Genomic DNA, 20,151 nt, shown 5'->3' with positions numbered 1-20,151 from the left:
CTTTGGTCGTCCCGGGGGGGTTGTTGTTTTTGGTCCCCGGGGGGGCGGGCGGGGGGGGGGGGGGGGGGGGGGCGGGGGGGGCCCCCGTGGTCCGCGGGCCCCCCCCCCACCTCCGTACCGGCGGGAGTCAGTCCGCGTCCTCGCTGTCGATGCCCAGGCCCGGGAGCAGGCCCGGGAGGAGGGGCGGCAGGGTCACATCCGGCTCGGGGGCGGGAGTGTCCTTGCCTGACGGGGAGGCGCTGGTGTCGTCCTCGGGCGGGTCGAGGAGACCGCCGGTGTTGCCACCGAGCAGACCGTCGTCCTGCGTGTCGGACGTGGACGGCTTGGGCTTGCCGCTGCCCGTCCCGGAACCGGTGCCGTCGGACGAGTCGCTGCCCGTGGCGCTGGGCGGGACCGAGCGGTCCGAACCCGAGGAGCCGGGGCGGTCGGAACTCGGGCCGCGGTGGCGGCCGGTGCCCTCCGGCGCGGGCGGCTGCGGAAGCAGCGCGCGCAGCGGCTCGACCTCTTCGTCTATGGCGTCGAAGACCGAGCTGACCTGGCGGCTGACATCGCCGAGCTGGACGGGCAGCCGGTCGCGCAGGGCGCCCCAGGCGTCGCGGTGCGACTGCGAGAAGGCGGAGAGCGCCTGAATGGGGCCCAGGGAGTCCGGGTCCCGCTCGTAGGCCTCGTGCAGCAGACGGTGGCCCTCGCCGGCGTCGTGCTGCATACCGAACAGCGCGCGCCTGATCTCGCCCAGTGACTCGTGGTCCAGAGGGCCCGAGCGGCCGCGCTCCATCAGGCGGCGCGCCTCGCTCAGCCGGGTGGAGGCCTGGTCGAGATAGAGCTCGCCGCGGTCGCTGCTGCCGTCGGCCATGCCGAGCTTGAGGTCCTCCATTCCACGCTTGAGTCCGTAGAGCGAGTCACCGGGCAGGGCGTCGGAGCTGGCAGCGGCGACCCCGCTGAAGGCTCCGGCGGCCACACCCACGGTGAGTCCGCCCGCGGCGAGCCCCTTCGACAGCCGGGAACGGGGCCGCAGTTTCCCCAGCCCGGTCGCCCTGTGCGTGCCCTTGCCCCGATGGGACCGCTGCTCGGGGACCGAAGAGCCCGCCGCCGCGCCTCCCGCGGCCGTGCCCTCCAGCAGCATGGCCTCCATGGCTGCCACCAGCTGGGCCCTCTGGACGACCTTGACCTCGGGGTCCATCTGGGGTTTGGGCAGCTCGCCGAGGCCGGTCGCCAGGGACAGCATCCGGCTCTGCTCGGACCGGTCCGCGACAGCCGGAGCAGGTCCTTCGGACTGCTCGGCCGCCGTATCCCTGTCGGAGTGCTCCTCCAGGGCCTGGGCGAAGGCGTTCGTCCGCCGGTGCGCCGATACGTTCGCGATCACTGGCGGCACCTCCTCTCGTCATGACGGTCGGCTCCCCAGGGGGTCCTGAGGGTTGCACCCCCTGACCACGACAACTCGATCGAATGATCGAAGACGGCCAGGGTGTGACCACAGGGAGCCTGTATCCCGCACAACGAGCGGCTCGGCACTTGGGTTACGGACGACGGATGATCGGACCGCGAAGTCAACAGACTTTCACGGAGGGTGAGTTGGATGTCGCTGAGCGTATGGATTCATACGGGGTCGTACCCGGGTCGTACCGGTGCCGGTCCGGCGGGCCGGCCGCGTGGCGTCGAGCCTGCGGGGGTACGGGGTCTCAGCGGGCGTCTTCCGGGAGGAGCCGTGCCAGCGTGCGCACCGCCCGGTACTGGAGGGTCTTGATCGCGCCCTCGTTCTTGCCCATGACACGGGCGGTCTCGGCGACCGAAAGGCCCTGGAGGAACCGCAGGGTCACGCACTCCTGCTGCTGGGGGTTGAGGCGGCGAACGGCGTCCAGCAGTGCCGCGTTCGAGAGGGACTCCAGGACGGAGTCCTCGGGTGAGCGCTCGACCTCGTTGGCGTCGAGCATCTCGCCGGTGGTCACTTCGAGCCGGAAACGGCTCGACTTGAAGTGGTCCGCGACGAGGTTGCGGGCGATGGTGACCAGCCAGGCGCCGAAGTCACGGCCCTGCCAGGTGAATGTCCCGATGCGGCGCAGTGCGCGCAGGAACGTCTCGCTCGTCAGGTCTTCCGCGGTCGCCTTTCCGCCGACGCGGTAGTAGATGTAGCGATACACAGTGTCGCTGTACTGGTCGTAGAGCCGGCCGAAGGCCTCGGCCTCACCGGCCTGTGCGCGCTCCACGAGATCCATCATCCGGGCGCTGTCACTGTCTGCGGCCGGGCGGCGTGCGGGGGTGGCTGGCGCGCTCGAACGTCCTCGTCTGCCGACCGCCGCGCTTCCCTCGGCCAGTGCGTAGCACGGGCCGACGGGCGCGACGGAGACAGCGAGGGCGGGGACGGCGTACGCGGTGGGGACGAAGCCGCGCAAGCGGTCGAGGACCGTTGCGCGCAGCGTAGCCAGGCCCGAGGCGTCAACCCCGACGTGTGGGTACACGGGACTCCCAGAGGCAGAGCTTCCATCACGTGCAGTACCGGACCGTTCACCCTTCGTGGCGAAGAGTGGGGTCCGTTATGCGTCTGAGGAGAATAACGCTTCGTACAGGCAGTGCTACACCCAGTTGCTCAAATCATCGATTACGTCGCTTCTGTAACCGAATGGCGCCTGATCAAGTGCCGGATAGTGACCGGTTGTTGATCGATTCGGTTCGCGTTCCGTCTGAGTCCAGGGCGTGTTGTGGCCGGGTGCCGTCAACGTGACAGGCGTGCCCCCGGAGGGACGTGCCGGACGGGCCCTAGCGGCGGCGGCGGTGCAGGGCGATGGCCGCGGCGGTGCCGCCGGCGACCGCGCCGACTCCCGCGGCCGCGGGGATGCCGACCTTCGCCGCCTTGCGGCCCGTGCGGTAGTCGCGCAGCCGCCAGTCGAGCGTGCGGGCGTGCTTGCGCAGCTTGGCGTCCGGGTTGATCGCGTAGGGGTGCCCGACCAGCGACAGCATCGGGATGTCGTTGTGGGAGTCGCTGTACGCGGCGCAGCGGCCGAGGTCCAGGCCCTCCGCCGTGGCCAGGGCGCGGACCGCCTCCGCCTTCGCGGGGCCGTGCAGGGGTTCGCCGACGAGCTTGCCGGTGTATACGCCGTCCACCGATTCCGCGACCGTGCCGAGGGCGCCGGTCAGGCCGAGGCGGCGGGCGATCACCGTGGCGATCTCCACGGGGGCCGCCGTGACGAGCCACACCTTCTGGCCCGCGTCCAGGTGCGCCTGGGCCAGTGCGCGGGTGCCGGGCCAGATGCGCTCGGCCATGTACTCGTCGTAGATCTCCTCGCCGATCGACATCAGTTCGGCGACGCGGTGGCCCTTGACGATGGACAGGGCGGAGTCGCGGGCGTCCTGCATGTGCTCGGGGTCCTCGACGCCGGCCAGCCGGAACCAGGCCTGCTGCCAGGCGAACCGGTACAGGTCGCGGGACTCGAAGAACTTGCGCTTGTACAGGCCGCGGCCGAAGTGGAAGATCGCGGCGCCCTGCATGACGGTGTTGTCCAGGTCGAAGAACGCGGCGGCCTGGTCGTCGCCGTGGACCGGGAAGTCCGGTTCGGCGGTTCCGGGCGCGGCTGCGAGGTCTTCCAACTCCTGGGAGGTCTTGCGCGCTGCCTCAGCCGAGGCCTCGCCTGCCAGCACGCTTCGCGCTGTCGCGGAGCGCCTACGGGGGGTGAGCCATCCGAGAGCGGCCATGGCGTGAGCATAGCCAGTTTGTTCGGTGCGGCTGGAGTCGGGAGGTTTGAATGCGGTGAACTCTTCGCGGCGTTGTTGTTGCGGGGCTCGGCCTTGGGGGCCGCTCCTGTGGCTTCGCCGGGGGTGTGCGTCGGGTGCGGGTCTGTGGGGGCTTGTCGCGCCGTTCCCCGCGCCCCTTGGGGGTTGCGGTCGGCGTGGGCTTGAAGGTGTGCGCCCGACCGGTGTGGACGTGCGCCGTTCCCCGCGCCCCTAAAAGACTGCGCAGTTCCCCGCGCCCCTGAAGACGAAAGACTGCGCAGTTCCCCGCGCCCCTGAAGATGAAAGACGGCGCCGTTCTCCGCGCCCTGAAGGCGAAAGGCTGCGCTGTTCCCCGCGCCCCTGAAGGCGGAAGGTTGCGCCGTTCCCCGCGTCCCTGGAACGAGCCTGGCCGTCGGGTGTCTGTTTTGGGGGCGCGGGGAACTGTGCGATCAGCCCCCACTCACCCGCATCCGACGTACGGCCTTCCGCGCGGGAGGATAGGGGGATGAGGTCTATTTTTCGGCGTGAGCGGGTGGAGCGGGTCGTTACCTTGATCGGGAAGCCCGACTGCCATTTGTGTGAAGACGCACAGGGTGTTGTGGAGAAGGTCTGCGGTGAGCTGGGGGTGCGCTGGGAGAAGAAGGACATCACCGAGGACGCCGAACTGCACCGGGAGTACTGGGAGCAGATCCCGGTGGTGCTGGTGGACGGGGCGCAGCACACGTTCTGGCGGGTCGACGAGGGCCGGCTGCGGCGGGCGCTCACGGCGTAGGGGAGGCCGGTGGGGCGCAGGAGTAATCGGACCGTGGCCTGACTGAGCAGTCCGGCGGGGCCGGAATGTCACTTAGGATCGAGGGCGATTCGGACTCGGGGGCGGGGATCGTAGAGGAGAGTGTGCGGTTTTGCCCCCAAGATGTGAGGAACGAAGGTGCGCGTGCGCCGGTTCCGTACGGGTGCGCCGGGGGTGCGTGACCCCGGTCACGTTGGCCGGGCAAATCGGACACCATCTTTGTGCACGCGTTCACAAAGACATAGCCTGCATTCGACGGGGCGGTCTAGGTACGTGTGACCGCCTGAAGCCCCGCGCTACCCGCAGGAGCACCGTGGCAACTGGCCGAACTCACCGAACGGCGACCCGCAGCCGAGGGATTCCCGAGGCCACCGTCGCCAGGCTTCCCCTGTATCTCCGGGCCCTCACCGCTCTGTCGGAGCGCTCGGTGCCCACGGTCTCCTCCGAGGAACTCGCGGCCGCGGCGGGGGTCAACTCCGCCAAGCTGCGCAAGGATTTCTCGTACCTCGGGTCGTACGGGACGCGCGGTGTCGGCTACGACGTCGAATACCTCGTCTATCAGATCTCCCGCGAACTGGGCCTGACCCAGGACTGGCCGGTAGTGATCGTCGGGATAGGAAATCTCGGCGCCGCCCTGGCCAACTACGGCGGGTTCGCCTCACGCGGGTTCCGGGTCGCGGCGCTGATCGACGCCGATCCCGCGATGGCCGGGAAGCCCGTCGCCGGGATCCCCGTGCAGCACACCGACGAGCTGGAAAAGATCATCGACGACAACGGTGTGTCGATCGGTGTCATCGCGACCCCCGCCGGGGCCGCACAGCAGGTCTGCGAGCGGCTCGTCGCCGCCGGTGTGACCTCCATCCTGAACTTCGCGCCGACCGTGCTGTCCGTGCCGGACGGTGTCGACGTACGCAAGGTTGACCTCTCCATCGAGCTGCAGATCCTCGCCTTCCACGAGCAGCGCAAGGCCGGCGAGGAGGCCGAGGCGCAGGCCGACGCCGTGCTCGCCGCCGAGGCCGCGGCGGCCAAGGAGGCCGGCAAAGGACCCGACGGGGACGTCCCCGCCGTGATGCCGGCATGAGTCTCCTCGTCGTCGGGCTGAGTCACCGCAGCGCTCCGGTCAGCGTCCTGGAGCGCGCCGCGCTGTCGGCGGACGCCCAGATCAAGCTGCTCCAGGACACGGTCGCCGCCGAACCGGCCACCGAGGCCGCGGTGCTCGCCACCTGCAACCGGATCGAGCTGTACGCCGACGTGGACAAGTTCCACGCCGGTGTCGCCGAGCTCTCCACGCTGCTCGCGCAGCACAGCGGGGTCGGACTGGAAGAACTCACGCCCTACCTGTACGTGCATTACGAGGACCGGGCCGTCCACCACTTCTTCTCGGTGGCGTGCGGGCTCGACTCGATGGTGGTCGGCGAGGGACAGATCCTCGGCCAGATCAAGGACGCGCTCGCCACCGCGCAGGAGCTGCACTCGGCCGGCCGGCTGCTGAACGACCTCTTCCAGCAGGCGCTGCGGGTCGGCAAGCGCGCTCACTCCGAGACCGGCATCGACCGGGCCGGGCAGTCCCTGGTGACCTTCGGCCTGGAGCAGTTCGCCGAGGACGCGACGGTCGACGCCTGGGCCCGGGACAAGCGGGTCCTCGTGATCGGCGCCGGCTCGATGTCCTCGCTGGCCGCCGCCACCCTGGCACGCGCCGGTGTGGCCGAAGTGGTCGTCGCCAACCGGACGTTCGACCGGGCCGAGCGGCTCGCCACCCTGCTCGTGGAGCAGTACGCGCGGGGTTCGGCGCCGGAGGGCGGCACGGACGTGCTGGCCCGTGCCGTGCCGATCGACGCCGTCGCCGATGAACTGACACGTGCCGATGTCGTCGTGTCGTGCACCGGTGCGACCGGCCTCGTCCTCACCGCCGAGGTCGTCGCGACCGCGATGGAGGGGCGTGCGGTGCGGGTGCCCGCCCCCGCTCCGGCCCCGGGTTCCGGTGCGCGCGGCGCGAGCGGCGCCTCCGTCGTACGGGGTGAACTGCCGCCCACCAGCGTCGGCACCGAGGAGAACTGTCCCCTCGACCCCGCCGCCGCGCAGGGCGCACAGAGCGTGCAGACCGTGCAGGGCACCGCCGGGTTCTCCGTGCTCGGCGAGGCCGCCGTGGCCGGGATGGGCGCGGCCGAACTGGAACAGCACGCCGCCTGGGTCGACAAGGGCGCGTCGGCGGCGGCCACCGAGGGCCAGACCGGCTCCGTGGCGCTGCTCGACCCGGCCGCCGAGGCCGAGGCCATCACCGCCCTCGCCGCCGCCGCGGCCGTCCTCGGACGGGTGCCCGAGCGGCGCCGGCCCGAGCCCGTCGCCGAGCTGCCCCGGCCCACCCCCGTGCTCTCGCTGCTCGACCTCGCCATGCCCCGTGACATCGACGCGGCCGCGCACCGGCTGCCCGGGGTGCGGCTGGTGGACATCGAGTCCCTCGCCGAGGCGTCCGCCGACGCGCCCATGGCCGCCGACGTGGACCAGGTGCGACGGATCGTCTCCGACGAGGTCGCCGCCTTCGGCGCCGCGCTGCGGGCCGCACACATCACACCGACCGTCGTGGCGCTGCGCACGATGGCCGCGGACGTCGTCGCGGGCGAGATCGCCCGGCTCGACGGACGGCTCCCCGGCCTCGACGACAAGCAGCGCAGCGAGATCACCCAGACCGTGCGACGCGTCGTGGACAAACTGCTCCACGCCCCGACCGTACGGGTCAAGCAGCTGGCCGCCGAGCCCGGTGGTGCCGGGTACGCGGACGCACTGCGGACCCTGTTCGACCTGGACCAGGAGACGGTCGCCGCCGTCTCGCGGGCCGAGGAGCGGGACGCCGGCACCGACACCGCGAGTGGTGCGGGCGACGGTCGTCGTGGCGACGGTGGGTTTGCCGACAGCGGGCGCGTTGTCGGCACGAACTTCGACAGCAATAATTTCGAGAGCGCCGAAAACCGAGGGCGAGCATGACTGAGCAGGCACTGAGGCTCGGGACCAGGCGGAGCAGACTCGCCATGGCCCAGTCCGGGCAGGTGGCGGACGCCGTGAGCCAGGTGACCGGACGGCCCGTCGAGCTCGTGGAGATCACGACCTACGGGGACACGTCCCGTGAGCACCTCGCGCAGATCGGCGGCACGGGCGTCTTCGTGACCGCCCTGCGCGACGCGCTGCTGCGCGGGGAGGTCGACTTCGCCGTGCACTCCCTCAAGGACCTGCCGACCGGGCAGCCCGACGAGCTCGCGCTGGCCGCCGTACCCGTCCGCGCGGACGTCCGTGACGTGCTCATCGCACGCGACGGTCTGACGTTCGCCGAACTCCCGGACGGGGCGCGGATCGGTACCGGTTCGCCGCGTCGGATGGCCCAGCTGAACGCGTACGCGCGTGACCTCGGGCTGACGATCGAGACCGTTCCGATCCGCGGGAACATCGACACGCGGATCGGGTTCGTGCGGGACGGCGAGCTGGACGGTGTCGTGCTCGCCGCCGCCGGGCTGCACCGCGTCGGACGGACCGCCGAAGTGACCGACTTCCTGCCGGTCGACATCATTTTGCCCGCCCCCGGCCAGGGGGCCCTCGCGATCGAGTGCGCCGCGGACAACGCGGACCTCGTCGCCGCGCTCGCCGAGCTCGACGACCCGTACACCCGGGCCGCCGTGACCGCCGAGCGATCCCTGCTCGCCGCCCTGGAGGCCGGTTGCAGCGCACCTGTGGGTGCCTTCGCCGACCTGCTGGCCGACGGGCAGACTGTCAAGGAATTGCGCCTGCGCGGCGTCGTCGGCACGACCGACGGCTCGACGCTGGTGCAGTTGTCCACCACCGGTCCCGTGCCCGAGACACATGACCAAGCAATGGCGCTCGGCCGTGAACTCGCTGCCGAGATGCTTGCCAAGGGCGCGGCCGGTCTGATGGGGGAGCGAGTACATTGAGCCCCACCACCCTTCCCATCGGCCTCGAACACGGGCACGTCACCTTCCTCGGTGCCGGACCCGGTGATCCGGGACTGCTGACTCTGCGCGCCGTCGAGGCGCTGGGGAACGCTGATGTCCTGGTCGCCGAACCCGAAGTGCTCGACGTCGTCCGCACGCACGCCAGACGAAACGTCACCGTGCTCGACACCGATACGGGCGCGAGCCCGGACACGCCTCAGCTGAAGGTAGTTGACGGCACGTCAGCCACCTCTGGCGTCCCCGCGTCGAAGGACGCGGCCAATATTGTCATGGAGGCCGCGAGGGGCGGCAGGCGGGTCGTCCGTGCGGTCTCGGGCGACCCCGGGCTCGACGCGTACGCGGCCGGCGAGATGCTCGCCTGCGCCGCCGCGGGTGTGCCCTTCGAGGTCGTTCCCGGTGTCGCCGCCGCTGTGGGTGTGCCCGCGTACGCGGGTGTGCCGTTGCGGGACGCCGAGGGTGCGGACGTGCGGTTCGTCGACGCCCGTACCGCGTCCGCGCGGTGCTGGGCCGAGGTCGGGGCGTCCGACGGGACCGTCGTCGTCTCCGCCGCGCTCGATTCTGTGGCTGCCGCCGCGGGGGAGCTTGTGGCTGCGGGCCGTAAGCCCGACACCCCGATGACCGTCACCGTCGCCGGTACGACCACGCGGCAGCGGACCTGGTGCGCCACGCTCGGCACCATCGCGCAGACGCTGAAGCAGGCCAAGGTGCTGCCCTCGCCCGAGGGCGGCCGGCCGGTGATAGCCGTGGTCGGTGAGCGTTCCTCCGCCGCTCAGCGTGAGCAGCTCTCGTGGTTCGAGTCCAAGCCGCTGTTCGGCTGGAAGGTGCTCGTGCCGCGGACGAAGGAGCAGGCGGCGTCGCTCTCCGACCAGCTGCGGTCGTACGGGGCCGTGCCGCACGAGGTGCCCACGATCGCCGTGGAGCCGCCGCGGACGCCTCAGCAGATGGAGCGGGCGGTCAAGGGGCTCGTCACCGGGCGGTACGAGTGGATCGCCTTCACGTCGGTGAACGCGGTCAAGGCCGTGCGGGAGAAGTTCGAGGAGTACGGGCTCGACGCGCGTGCCTTCGCCGGGATCAAGGTCGCCGCTGTGGGTGAGCAGACCGCGAAGGCGTTGATCGCTTTTGGGGTCAAGCCTGATCTGGTGCCCAGTGGGGAGCAGTCCGCTGCCGGGTTGCTGGAGGACTGGCCGCCTTACGATCCCGTTTTTGATCCGATCGATCGGGTGTTTCTGCCTCGGGCCGATATCGCGACCGAGACGTTGGTTGCCGGGTTGATCGAGCTCGGGTGGGAGGTTGATGACGTCACGGCTTATCGGACCGTGCGTGCTTCGCCGCCGCCGGCCGATACCCGTGAGGCGATCAAGGGGGGTGGGTTCGATGCCGTTCTCTTCACGTCGTCCAGCACTGTGCGGAACCTGGTGGGTATTGCCGGGAAGCCTCACAACGTGACCGTCATCGCGTGTATCGGTCCCGCTACGGCGAAAACCGCTGAAGAGCATGGGCTGCGTGTCGATGTCATGTCGCCCGAGCCGTCCGTGCATCGGCTGGCCGAGGCGTTGGCGGAGTTCGGGCTTCGGCGGCGGGCTTCCGCTCTTGAGGCCGGGGATCCTGTCACCCGGCCCAGTGAGCGGCGGCCCGGGTCTCGGCGTCGGCGTACCACCACGTAGTTCGTTCGTGGGCTTACCGCCGCGTGGTCCGTTCGTTGTGGGTCGGGGCCGTGCCGGTACGTCGAGTCCGTCGCCTTCCGGGTGTACTGCCGTACGCCTGGAAGTGTGGGGTTTTTTGCAGGAGCCCTATGCGACGGACTTCGACGTACCGGCACGGCCCGCTCCCGTTGTACGGCGGCCGGCGGGCTCCGACTGGGCGTCGGCAAAGGCGGTGGGCGGGCGGGCGTAGCGTGGTCTCATGACGACGTACGGATCCTTTCCCGGCAGCCGGCCGCGGCGGCTGCGGACCAGTCCTGTGATGCGGCGCATGGTTGCCGAGACCCGGCTGCATCCCGCTGATTTCATCCTTCCCGCCTTCGTGCGTGAAGGTGTCTCCGAGCCCGTGCCCATCGCCGCGATGCCCGGCGTCGTGCAGCACACCCGGGACAGTCTGAAGAAGGCTGCCGCCGAGGCGGTGACCGCGGGGATCTCCGGGATCATGCTGTTCGGTGTGCCGGAGGAGTCGAAGAAGGATGCCCTCGGGACGGCCGGGACCGATCCCGACGGGATTCTGCAGGTCGCCCTGCGGGACGTGCGCAGTGAGGTCGGGGACGAGTTGTTGGTGATGTCCGATCTCTGTCTCGACGAGACCACCGATCACGGGCATTGCGGGGTGCTGGATTCAGAAGGGCGTGTTGACAACGACGCCACCCTGGAGCGGTATGCCGAGATGGCCCAGGTGCAGGCCGATGCCGGGGCGCATGTCGTGGGGCCCAGCGGAATGATGGACGGTCAGGTCGGGGTCGTTCGTGACGCTCTCGATCAGATCGGGCGCGAGGACGTGGCGGTGCTCGCCTATACCGTCAAGTACTCGTCCGCCTTCTTCGGGCCTTTCCGTGAGGCCGTCGGGTCCTCGTTGAAGGGGGACCGGAAGACCTATCAGCAGGACCCCGCCAATGCGCGGGAGTCGCTGAAGGAACTGGCGCTCGATCTTGAAGAGGGCGCCGACATGGTGATGGTGAAGCCCGCCGGGCCCTATCTGGACATCCTCGCGCGTGTCGCGGACGCGGTGGATGTGCCCGTCGTCGCCTACCAGATCTCCGGGGAGTACTCGATGATCGAGGCCGCCGCCGAAAAAGGGTGGATCGATCGGGATGCGGCGATCTTGGAGACCCTGACCGGGATCCGGCGGGCCGGGGCCCGGAACATCCTCACGTACTGGGCTACCGAGGTGGCGCAGAAGTTGCGCTGATGGGGTGTGGTGGCGGCGTCACGGATGTGGTGTCGGCCGCTGAGCCCTCGTCTCGTATGCCCTCTCCGTTGTCGCACGCGGTCAGGGACAGGGCGGTGACCGCGAGCGCGGCGGCCAGCAGGCGTGTGCGGACGGTCCATGCGGACATCGGGTGAACTCCGAGGTGCGGTACGGGTGATGGCACGGGCCGCTCGGCCGGGGGCCGAGGGTGGCGTGCTTGGATGGCCCAAGCTTGTGCGCCGATCCGTCCCGGCCGTGGCATCCGCGAGAACTTTGGGACGCCGGAACGGCCGCAGCAGCTCTGACGTGGGGAAATGACCCGCGCCTGGAATGCGGATCCGGGACGTGGAGAGAGGTGCGGACGGTGGCGGGGGACGAGTTCACGGAGCTGTTGGGGCAGCTGAAGGAGCGGTCCGGGCTCAGTTACGGCGTGTTGGCGAAGCGGCTCCACACGAGTGCGTCCACCCTCCACCGGTACGTCAACGGGGATGCCGTGCCCACGGACTACGCGCCCGTGGAGCGGTTCGCGCGGGTGTGCCGGGCCAACCCCGAGGAACTGGTCGAGCTGCATCGGCGGTGGGTTCTCGCTGATGCGCGGCGGAAGCAGAAGTCGACTGCGATGCCGACGCCCACGCCCACGCCGACTGCGACTGCGACGCCGACTGCGGGGGCGGGGAGTGAGGTCCCGGACGAGGAGAAGGGTGCCGCAGGCGGCGTGGGGGCCGCGACTACCGTCGCTTCCGAGGGGGTGGCGGAGGGCTCGGCGGGTGCTGTCGGTTCCGGCGATCTTCTCGTCTCTTCGCAGGCCGCCCCTTCGGGTTCGCGGCGGCGGACCTTCCTGCTTGCCGGAGCCGCCGTGGTCGCCGCTGTCGTGTCCGTGGCGCTCGTCGTGCGGTTCGTGGCGGGCGACGAGGGTGGGGGGCGTGAGCGGGCCGTCGGGGCCGCCGCGTCCGCCGACGACCGGCCGGACGTCTCTGCGTCCGGTGATGCGAAGGACAAGTCCGCCTCGCCTTCCGCCTCCCCGTCCGCCTCTCGCTCGGAAAGTCCCTCCGCGTCCGTCGGTCCCTCCGTCTCGCGGAGTGGCGGGGCGGCGGGGGGTGCCGGGGGTGCGGAGGGTGCCGTTGCGCCCATCGTCGCCGTCGATCCGTACAAGTGGGACAGTCCGTGCAGTCAGCACTACCTCTTCGACCGTGAGCCCGAGAAGGTGCCCCCGCCGCCGAGCGAGCCCGACGCGCGCGGGTGGGTCAACGCGCTCGGCGGGGTCGCCGCCGGGCAGCAGATGCTCGCGCTGACCGTGCAGGGCGCCGGGAAGGCCACCGTCGTCCTGGACGATCTGCATGTGCGGGTGGTGGACAAGAGCGCGCCGCTCGCCTGGAACGACTTCGCGATGGGCGTCGGGTGCGGGGGCGGTGTGGAGACCACGTCGTTCGGGGTGAACCTCGACGCCGGGCGGCCCGACGCCTCGCCCCGGGCCGGGCAGCGCGACTTCCCGTACAAGGTGAGCGAGTCCGACCCCGAGGTGTTCTACGTCTTCGCGGACGCGCGGACGTACAACGTGAGCTGGTACCTGGAACTGGAGTGGTCGAGCGGGGGGAAGAAGGGGACCGTACGCGTCGACGACGACGGCAGTCCCTTTCGGACGAGCGGGAACGTGGGGCGGCCCGCCTACGACTATCCGCTCGGTGCCTCCGCCTGGGGGCGCAACGCGTACGAACCCGATGTGCCGGGCTGAGGCACCATCAAGTCACCGCGGGAGCTAGGTTGTTGCCCGTTGACTGACGCGACTCCCCAGGGAGAGGCCCTATGCCCGGTGATGCTCTCAGCCAGGACCCCGCCGAGCTGAGGAGGAGGATCGACACCACCAAGGCCCACCCGGCCCGTGTCTACGACGTCTTCCTCGGGGGCAAGGACAACTACCCGGTGGACCGGGCCGCGGCGGCCGCCGCGCTCGCCGCCAATCCGCGCGGCTATCTCGACGTCCGGCACAACCGCGACTTCCTGCGCCGGGCCGTGAACACGCTGACGGGCGAGGAGGGCATCCGGCAGTACCTGGACATCGGCACCGGGCTGCCGACCCAGGAGAACGTGCACCAGATCGCCCAGCGCATCGCCCCCGACTCCCGTGTCGTGTACGTCGACAACGACCCGGTCGTCCTCGCGCACGCGCGTGCCCTGCTCACCAGCGGGCCCGAGGGGCGTACCGACTACATCGACGCCGATCTGGAGAACCCGGCCCAGATCCTCGAAGCCGCCGCCAAGACCCTGGACTTCGAGCAGCCGATCGCGCTGGCGCTCGTGGCGATCCTGCACTTCGTCGAGGACGAGCGGGCCTACCCGATCGTCCGCGAACTGATCGACGCGCTGCCCCCGGGCAGCCGGCTCGTCCTCAGCCATCTCACCGAGGACCTCAACGCGGAGAACGTCCGCGCGGTCCAGCGGACGTACACCGAGCGCGGTTTTACCTTCGTGCTGCGGACGAAGGCGGAGGTCGAGCGGTTTCTCACCGACAACGGGCTGGAAGTCGACGAGCCCGGTGTCGTACCCGCCCATCACTGGCGGCCCGACAACGCGGCGCCCCTGCCCGAGCAGCCCGAGCAGGCCTACCTCGACGGCCTCGACGACATCGAGAAGGTCCGCTACCGCGACATCAACGATGTGACGGACGCGGACATCAACGTGTACGCGGTCACCGGCCGCAAGCCCTGAGCGGGCGCCGGCGGGGACTGCCGGTCAGTCCCACCAGAAGGTCCAGGAGCGTGCGCCGAGCACCTCGCGCTCGGCGTACGCCCGCAGCGAGGCGTGGCCGCTCTGCGTGATGTTGTCCGGGCAGAACGCGTAGTGCTCGGCGGCTATCGCCTCCGCCTCGGCCAGGGTCCTGGGCGGGGCCGCGACGGAGACGATCAGCTGGTCGAAGGTGAGGGCCACGACCCGGACGCCGAAGCGGTCCTCCCAGGAACGCAGGACCGCGCACAGCTCCGCCACGTCGTCGGTGTGGTTGACCGGACCGCACCAGCCGACGGCGGCCGGGACGTCCGCGCTGCGGCGGGCCGGGACGAGCGCGAGGCGCGGCTCCGCCAGCCGGCTCGCGCCGCCGACGAGCGCGTCCGCCACCTCGGCCGCCCAGACGTCCGGATCGACGTCCGGTACGCCCGCCGGGGCGAGGCCCGGCCAGTCGGCGTCCTGCGCCTCGGCCGCGCACTCCTCCCAGAGATCCGCGAGGACCTCCTCGGCGTCGTGGTCGCCCGGATAGGACGCGAGGTCCGGGTCCAGCTCCCACTTGTCCGGGTGCGGTTCGCTGTCCGGTCGGCCGCCGACCAGGACCGGGCACAGGCCCGCCGTGCGGCGCGCGGACGCCAGCCGCAGCCAGTCGCCCGGCGCCGCCGGGGCGTCGGCGCGCCACAGCAGCGGTTCGTCCCAGGAGCCCTCGACCGTCGTGTCGAGCAGGGCACCGGGCGGGAGGTCGAGACCGAGCGAGCGGCCGGCCGGGTCGGCCGCGAGCGTCGGCAGCTGGTTCGGAAGAGTCGCCATGCCCGTGACTTTAGAGCCCGCCACTGACAACGGCCCCAGGGGGCGCAGCCGTCCCGGTCGCCATGGCCCCGGGCGCGTCAGTCGGTGCCGAACCAGGTCCGCGCGAGCGAGTCCAGCGTCGGCTCCGGCGGTTTCGGCAGCATGCGCAGATACGAGGCCAGGTGGCTGTAGACGTGCAGCAGCGTGTACGCCATGACCGTGTTCGGGTCGAACGGCGGGCGCCCGTAGGCCTCGTAGAACCGCTTCAGGAGCCGGGGCTGTCCGCACGAGAGGAACAGGCCGACGCTCACGAAGTCGTAGGCGGGGTGGCCGGCCAGCACCGGCTCGAAGTCGAAGAGACCGGTCAGCCGCCAGCCGTCCGGGTCCACCGTCAGGTGCTCGCGCATGAACTCGGTGTGCAGCAGCACCCGTCGTGAAGGGGCGGGCAGCGGGACCGAGTTCAGGAACCACGGGATCTGTTCGAGCCAGACCTCCGGCAGTCCGGTCCCGCGCTGCTGCTCCACCGCGTTCGCGCGCTGCGCCTCGACGAACAGGCCCCAGTCGGACGGGCCGACGAGACCCGAGAGCGGCCCGGGGCTCAGCGCGTGCAGCGCCGCGAGCGTCTCACCGGCCTCCGAGACGATACGGTCCTGGTCCGCCGCGGGGATCCGCGGCCACGCCTCCGCGAGGCCCTGGCCGGGCAGCCGGGACATCAGGACGAAGGACCAGCCGTTCTTGTACGCGCCGGCCGAGTGCAACTGCGGTGTCGGGACCGGCAGTTTGCCGTACACATGGCTGAGCATCCGCTCCTCGCGCCGGGCGTCGAGCTTCTCGAAGGCGGGGAACAGCTTCAGTACGTGCGCGGCGCCGATGGAGTACACCGGGAGCGAGCCCTCGATGTAGCGGACCATCTGCTTGGGGACCAGCCCGAGGCGCTCGCACAGGTCCGCCACGGCCGGCCGCAGCAGGGCCTCGTCGCGGACGACCGCGTCCAGCTCCTCGCCGGTCTCAACGAGTGGCAGCATGACTGGCGCACACCCTCCGGCCGGCCGGAGGGATGGAGAAGGGCAGTGCAGTGCTCATTGCGCTCCCAGCGTGCGGTTCGACGAGGCTCACGTACCCCGGAGTCGGGGTCGGCGGCCCGCAGCATCGCATACTCCGGGGTGCGCCCGGACAGCTCAACCTTTGGCCCTTGCTTGCACGGACAGGCAGGGCCTGAGCAGGTCAGAGGCCGGTCCGAGGAAGGTCCGAGGAAGGTCCGAGGAAGGCCGAGGGAGAGGCCGCGGCGGGGAGAGCGGCACGCGTGGGTGCGCCCTCCCCGGCCGCTCACCCGAATGGGTGAACGGCGTCAGAGGCGTTCGGGCGTCCTGATGCCGAGCAGCGCCATGCCCCGGTGGAGCGTGCGGGCCGTCAGATCGACGAGGAACAGCCTGTTCTCGACGACCTCCGGCGGGTTCGCGTCGCTCAGCACCTGGCACTGGTCGTAGAACGTCGTCAGATGCGACGCCAGCTGGTACAGGTACGCGGCCAGCTTGTGCGGCTCGTACCCCGCGGCCACGTCCAGGAGCAGCTCGCCGAACTGGTCCAGATGCAGCCCCAGCGCACGCTCCGCCGGAGCCAGCGCCAGCTCCGGGTGGGCCACCGGACGCGCGTCCCCGGCCTTGCGGAGGATCGACTGGATACGGGCGTACGCGTACTGGAGGTACACGCTCGTGTCGCCGTTCAGCGACACCATCTGGTCCAGGTCGAACTTGTAGTCCCGGACGGCCGACGTGGACAGGTCCGCGTACTTCACGGCGCCGACCCCGACGAACCGGCCGTTCTCGACGATCTCCTCCTCGGAGAGGCCCATCTTCGCGGCCTTCTCGCGGACCACCGTCGTGGCACGGTCGATCGCCTCGTCGAGCAGGTCCACCAGCCGGACCGTCTCGCCCTCACGCGTCTTGAACGGCTTGCCGTCCTTGCCGAGGACCGTGCCGAAGGCCAGCTGCTGCGCCTTGGTGTCCCCGTTCAGCCAGCCCGCCCTGCGGGCCGTCTCGAAGACCATCTTGAAGTGCAGGGACTGGCGCGCGTCGACCACGTACAGGAGCGTGTCCGCCTTCAGGTCGAAGACGCGGTTCCTGATCGCGGAGAGGTCGGTCGCCGCGTAGCCGTAGCCGCCGTCCGACTTCTTCACGATCAGCGGGACCGGGTTGCCGTCCGGGCCCTTCACGTCGTCGAAGAACACGCACAGGGCGCCCTCGGAGCGGACCGCCACGCCCGACTCCTCCAGGAGGCGGCACGTCTCGTCCAGCATGTCGTTGTAGCCCGACTCGCCGACGATGTCCGCGTCCCGGATCTCCATGTCCAGCTTCTCGAAGACCGAGAAGAAGTAGACCTTCGACTCGTCCACGAACCGCTGCCAGACAGCGAGGGTGTGCGGGTCGCCCGCCTGCAGGTCGACCACCCTGCGGCGGGCCCGCGTCTTGAACTCCTCGTCGGAGTCGAAGTGCGTACGCGCCGCCTTGTAGAGGCGGTTCAGGTTCGACATCGCCTCCTCGCCCGTCTCGGCGGCGTCCCCGGCGGCCTTGCGGTCCAGCTCGTGCGGATGCTCGTCCAGATACTGGATGAGCATGCCGAACTGGGTGCCCCAGTCGCCGATGTGATGCCGCCTGACGACGCTCTCGCCGATGAACTCCAGGATGCGCACGACCGCGTCGCCGATCACCGCGGAGCGGAGGTGGCCTACGTGCATCTCCTTCGCCACGTTCGGCTGGGCGTAGTCGATGACCGTCGTGCCCGGGTGCGCGGCGAGCGGCACGCCGAGACGGTCCGCCGGGTCCGCGGCGCGGGCCGCGAGGGTCTCCGTGATCGCGCGGTCCGTGAGGGTGATGTTCAGGAAGCCGGGGCCCGAGACCTCGATGTCCTCGATCAGGTCACCTGTGACGACCTGGCCGACGACCTGGGTCGCGAGGTCCCTGGGGTTGGCCTTCGCCTTCTTCGCCAGGGCGAGGATTCCGTTGGCCTGGAAGTCCGCCCTGTCGCTGCGTCGCAGCAGCGGGTCCGCGTCCGCGGTCTCCGGCAGGGTTGCCGTGAGGGCGGTTGCGAGGCGCTGGTGGACGTGGGCGGTGAGGGACGTGACCGGGGGCATGGGGTGGGTGCCGTTCTCCTCGTGGGCATGGATCAGGCCAGTATCCCACGGGGGGCAAAGGGGTTTTTCGCCCCCGCCGCCCCTGCCCTTCCCGTCACTGCATGGGGGCTGCGCCCCCTCGCCCCCCTGATCGCGCTGCGCGCTCGTCCTCAAACGCCGGACGGGCTGGTGGCGAGGACCGGGGGTTCGGGGGCGGAGCCCCCGAGTACGTGGCGGGGAAAAGGCGTTTTCGTGGTTGAGGGCCTAGCTGGGACAATGAGCCGGTCAGCACTGTGGACCGTAGGAAAGAAGGACGTGCCGATCGTGGCTCAGAGCACCGAGACCACCGACTGGGTCTCCCGTTTCGCGGATGAGGTCATCGAGGAGTCGGAGCGCCGAGCCCCGGGCAAACCCGTAGTCGTCGCGTCCGGACTGTCTCCGTCCGGCCCCATCCACCTGGGCAACCTGCGCGAGGTCATGACCCCGCACCTCGTCGCCGACGAGATCAGGCGGCGCGGGCACGAGGTCAGGCATCTGATCTCGTGGGACGACTACGACCGGTACCGCAAGGTGCCGAACGGCGTCCCGGGCGTCGACGCGTCCTGGGCCGAGCACATCGGCAGGCCCCTGACCGCGGTCCCCGCCCCGGAGGGCTCCGCGTACCCGAACTGGGCCGAGCACTTCAAGGCCGCCATGGTCGGGGCGCTCGCCGAGATGGGCGTCGAGTTCGACGGGATCAGCCAGACCGCGCAGTACACGTCGGGCGTCTACCGCGAGCAGGTCCTGCACGCGATGAAGCACCGGGGTGACATCGACGCGATCCTCGACCAGTACCGGACCAAGAAGGCGCCCCCGAAGAAGCAGCAGTCGCAGAAGCCTCTCGACGAGGCCGAGCTGGAGGCCGCGGAGGGGTCCGGCGCCGCCGCCGAGGACGACGGCACCGGGTCCGCCGGGTACTTCCCGTACAAGCCGTACTGCGGCGGTTGCGGCAAGGACCTCACCACCGTCACGGCGTACGACGACGACACCACCGAGCTGACGTACAGCTGCAGCGAATGCGCCTACTCGGAGACCGTCCGGCTCAGCGAGTTCAATCGCGGCAAGCTCGTCTGGAAGGTCGACTGGCCGATGCGCTGGGCCTACGAGGGCGTCGTCTTCGAGCCGAGCGGTGTCGACCACTCGTCCCCCGGGTCCAGCTTCCAGGTCGGCGGGCAGATCGTCGGCAGCATCTTCGGCGGCAAGCAGCCCATCGGGCCCATGTACGCCTTCGTGGGGATCTCCGGGATGGCGAAGATGTCGTCCAGCAAGGGCGGCGTGCCCACGCCGGGCGACGCGCTGAAGATCATGGAGCCGCAGCTGCTGCGCTGGCTCTACGCCCGCCGCCGGCCCAACCAGTCGTTCAAGATCGCCTTCGACCAGGAGATCCAGCGGCTCTACGACGAGTGGGACAAGCTGGGCGGCAAGGTCGACGACGGGTCCGCCCTGCCGGGGGACGTCGCCGCCTACGCGCGCGCCGTCGGCACCGCGGCCGGGGAGCTCGCGAGGACGCCCCGTCCGATGGCCTACCGCACGCTCGCCTCCGTCGCCGACATCACCGCCGGCGCCGAGGACCAGACCCTGCGCATCCTCGGCGAGCTCGACCCCGCGGACCCGATCACCTCGCTCGACGAGGTCCGGCCGCGGCTCGACAAGGCGGAGGCGTGGATCAACACCCAGGTCCCCGCCGACCAGCGGACCGTCGTGCGCAAGGACGCGGACGCCGAACTCCTCGCGTCCCTCGACGACCAGGGCCGCGCCTCACTGCGGCTGCTGCTCGACGGTCTCGACACGCACTGGTCGCTGGACGGGCTCACCCACCTCGTCTACGGCGTTCCGAAGGTCCAGGCCGGCTTCTCCGCCGACGCCACGCCCAAGGAACTCCCGGCGGAGATCAAGGTCGCCCAGCGCACGTTCTTCGCGCTGCTCTACCACCTGCTGGTGGGCCGCGACACCGGCCCGCGCCTGCCCACCCTGCTGCTCGCGGTGGGCCAGGAGCGGGTGAGGAAGCTGCTCGGCGCGTAGCAGTCGTTCTTGTCCGTACGCGGAAGGGGGCGCCCCGTGTAAACCGGGCGCCCCCATCCCCGTACGCGCGCTTGCCCTAGGCGATTTTGTGCTCCAGGGGTTAAGCCGGGTGGGGGGTGGTGTAT

The 20,151-nt window shown here is 70.6% G+C and carries 15 protein-coding genes; 9 read left to right on the top strand and 6 right to left on the bottom strand.

Translation table 11 applies throughout. The annotated features are described in order from the left end of the window. Positions 1 to 127 precede the first annotated feature (127 nt). From ACFVH5_RS38820 to ACFVH5_RS38810, 3 genes are all read right to left on the bottom strand, one after another. Positions 128 to 1,363: a DUF5667 domain-containing protein gene (locus ACFVH5_RS38820; RefSeq protein ID WP_385838409.1), complete on the bottom strand. Its 1,236-nt coding sequence runs from the start codon at positions 1,361 to 1,363 to the stop codon at positions 128 to 130. A gap of 316 nt (positions 1,364 to 1,679) precedes the next feature. Further along, complete coding sequence (locus ACFVH5_RS38815; RefSeq protein ID WP_107020822.1) at positions 1,680 to 2,456, bottom strand: ECF subfamily RNA polymerase sigma factor, BldN family; 777 nt, start codon at positions 2,454 to 2,456, stop codon at positions 1,680 to 1,682. A gap of 298 nt (positions 2,457 to 2,754) precedes the next feature. Continuing rightward, positions 2,755 to 3,687, bottom strand: coding sequence for an HAD family hydrolase (locus ACFVH5_RS38810; protein ID WP_384806224.1), 933 nt, complete (start codon positions 3,685 to 3,687; stop codon positions 2,755 to 2,757). A 523-nt stretch (positions 3,688 to 4,210) separates the two neighbouring features. Here ACFVH5_RS38810 and ACFVH5_RS38805 point away from each other — a divergent pair. From ACFVH5_RS38805 to ACFVH5_RS38770, 8 genes are all read left to right on the top strand, one after another. Then, positions 4,211 to 4,477, top strand: a complete 267-nt coding sequence (locus ACFVH5_RS38805; RefSeq protein WP_385838408.1) for a glutaredoxin family protein — start codon at positions 4,211 to 4,213, stop codon at positions 4,475 to 4,477. Positions 4,478 to 4,808: 331 nt separating this feature from the next. After that, positions 4,809 to 5,576: a redox-sensing transcriptional repressor Rex gene (locus ACFVH5_RS38800; protein ID WP_210881859.1), complete on the top strand. Its 768-nt coding sequence runs from the start codon at positions 4,809 to 4,811 to the stop codon at positions 5,574 to 5,576. Next, positions 5,573 to 7,477: a glutamyl-tRNA reductase gene (locus tag ACFVH5_RS38795; protein ID WP_385838407.1), complete on the top strand. Its 1,905-nt coding sequence runs from the start codon at positions 5,573 to 5,575 to the stop codon at positions 7,475 to 7,477. The genes ACFVH5_RS38800 and ACFVH5_RS38795 overlap by 4 nt, the downstream gene beginning before the upstream one ends. Next, positions 7,474 to 8,433, top strand: coding sequence for a hydroxymethylbilane synthase (gene hemC / locus ACFVH5_RS38790; RefSeq protein WP_385838406.1), 960 nt, complete (start codon positions 7,474 to 7,476; stop codon positions 8,431 to 8,433). The genes ACFVH5_RS38795 and hemC overlap by 4 nt, the downstream gene beginning before the upstream one ends. Next, a complete protein-coding gene (locus ACFVH5_RS38785) occupies positions 8,430 to 10,118 on the top strand; it encodes a uroporphyrinogen-III synthase (protein WP_210881862.1) in 1,689 nt (562 codons plus the stop codon). Before hemC ends, ACFVH5_RS38785 begins: the two co-directional genes overlap by 4 nt. A gap of 238 nt (positions 10,119 to 10,356) precedes the next feature. Beyond that, entirely contained in the window at positions 10,357 to 11,349 is a 993-nt protein-coding gene (hemB, locus tag ACFVH5_RS38780) for a porphobilinogen synthase (RefSeq protein WP_385838404.1), read from the top strand. Positions 11,350 to 11,713: 364 nt separating this feature from the next. Continuing rightward, positions 11,714 to 13,081, top strand: coding sequence for a helix-turn-helix domain-containing protein (locus ACFVH5_RS38775; protein WP_385838403.1), 1,368 nt, complete (start codon positions 11,714 to 11,716; stop codon positions 13,079 to 13,081). 71 nt (positions 13,082 to 13,152) lie between these two features. Next, the gene (locus ACFVH5_RS38770; protein ID WP_385838402.1) at positions 13,153 to 14,055 is read left to right on the top strand and encodes an SAM-dependent methyltransferase; all 903 of its coding nucleotides are present in this window, start codon (positions 13,153 to 13,155) and stop codon (positions 14,053 to 14,055) included. A 24-nt stretch (positions 14,056 to 14,079) separates the two neighbouring features. Here the strand turns inward: ACFVH5_RS38770 and ACFVH5_RS38765 are convergent, their stop codons facing one another. The 3 genes from ACFVH5_RS38765 to argS form a co-directional block, all read right to left on the bottom strand. After that, positions 14,080 to 14,877: a DUF4253 domain-containing protein gene (locus ACFVH5_RS38765; RefSeq protein WP_385838401.1), complete on the bottom strand. Its 798-nt coding sequence runs from the start codon at positions 14,875 to 14,877 to the stop codon at positions 14,080 to 14,082. A 77-nt stretch (positions 14,878 to 14,954) separates the two neighbouring features. Beyond that, a complete protein-coding gene (locus ACFVH5_RS38760) occupies positions 14,955 to 15,881 on the bottom strand; it encodes a phosphotransferase family protein (RefSeq protein ID WP_385838399.1) in 927 nt (308 codons plus the stop codon). A gap of 323 nt (positions 15,882 to 16,204) precedes the next feature. Continuing rightward, positions 16,205 to 17,986, bottom strand: coding sequence for an arginine--tRNA ligase (gene argS, locus ACFVH5_RS38755; protein ID WP_385838398.1), 1,782 nt, complete (start codon positions 17,984 to 17,986; stop codon positions 16,205 to 16,207). Positions 17,987 to 18,280: 294 nt separating this feature from the next. Here argS and lysS point away from each other — a divergent pair, with 294 nt between their 5' ends. Further along, positions 18,281 to 20,026: a lysine--tRNA ligase gene (lysS, locus tag ACFVH5_RS38750; protein WP_385838396.1), complete on the top strand. Its 1,746-nt coding sequence runs from the start codon at positions 18,281 to 18,283 to the stop codon at positions 20,024 to 20,026. The last annotated feature ends 125 nt before the right edge of the window (positions 20,027 to 20,151 follow it).

It is taken from the genome of Streptomyces sp. NPDC127119 (assembly GCF_042677425.1).
In the GTDB taxonomy this organism is placed as follows: domain Bacteria; phylum Actinomycetota; class Actinomycetes; order Streptomycetales; family Streptomycetaceae; genus Streptomyces.
This window is presented reverse-complemented; position numbering and strand designations above follow the sequence as displayed.

Bases quoted from the DNA above. Each gene is read 5' to 3' on its own strand.
- ACFVH5_RS38810 (WP_384806224.1), bottom strand. From the start codon at position 3,687: ATGGCCGCTCTCGGATGGCTCACCCCCCGTAGGCGCTCCGCGACAGCG.
- ACFVH5_RS38805 (WP_385838408.1), top strand. From the start codon at position 4,211: ATGAGGTCTATTTTTCGGCGTGAGCGGGTGGAGCGGGTCGTTACCTTG.
- ACFVH5_RS38795 (WP_385838407.1), top strand. From the start codon at position 5,573: ATGAGTCTCCTCGTCGTCGGGCTGAGTCACCGCAGCGCTCCGGTCAGC.
- hemC (WP_385838406.1), top strand. From the start codon at position 7,474: ATGACTGAGCAGGCACTGAGGCTCGGGACCAGGCGGAGCAGACTCGCC.
- hemB (WP_385838404.1), top strand. From the start codon at position 10,357: ATGACGACGTACGGATCCTTTCCCGGCAGCCGGCCGCGGCGGCTGCGG.
- ACFVH5_RS38770 (WP_385838402.1), top strand. From the start codon at position 13,153: ATGCCCGGTGATGCTCTCAGCCAGGACCCCGCCGAGCTGAGGAGGAGG.
- ACFVH5_RS38765 (WP_385838401.1), bottom strand. From the start codon at position 14,877: ATGGCGACTCTTCCGAACCAGCTGCCGACGCTCGCGGCCGACCCGGCC.
- ACFVH5_RS38760 (WP_385838399.1), bottom strand. From the start codon at position 15,881: ATGCTGCCACTCGTTGAGACCGGCGAGGAGCTGGACGCGGTCGTCCGC.
- argS (WP_385838398.1), bottom strand. From the start codon at position 17,986: ATGCCCCCGGTCACGTCCCTCACCGCCCACGTCCACCAGCGCCTCGCA.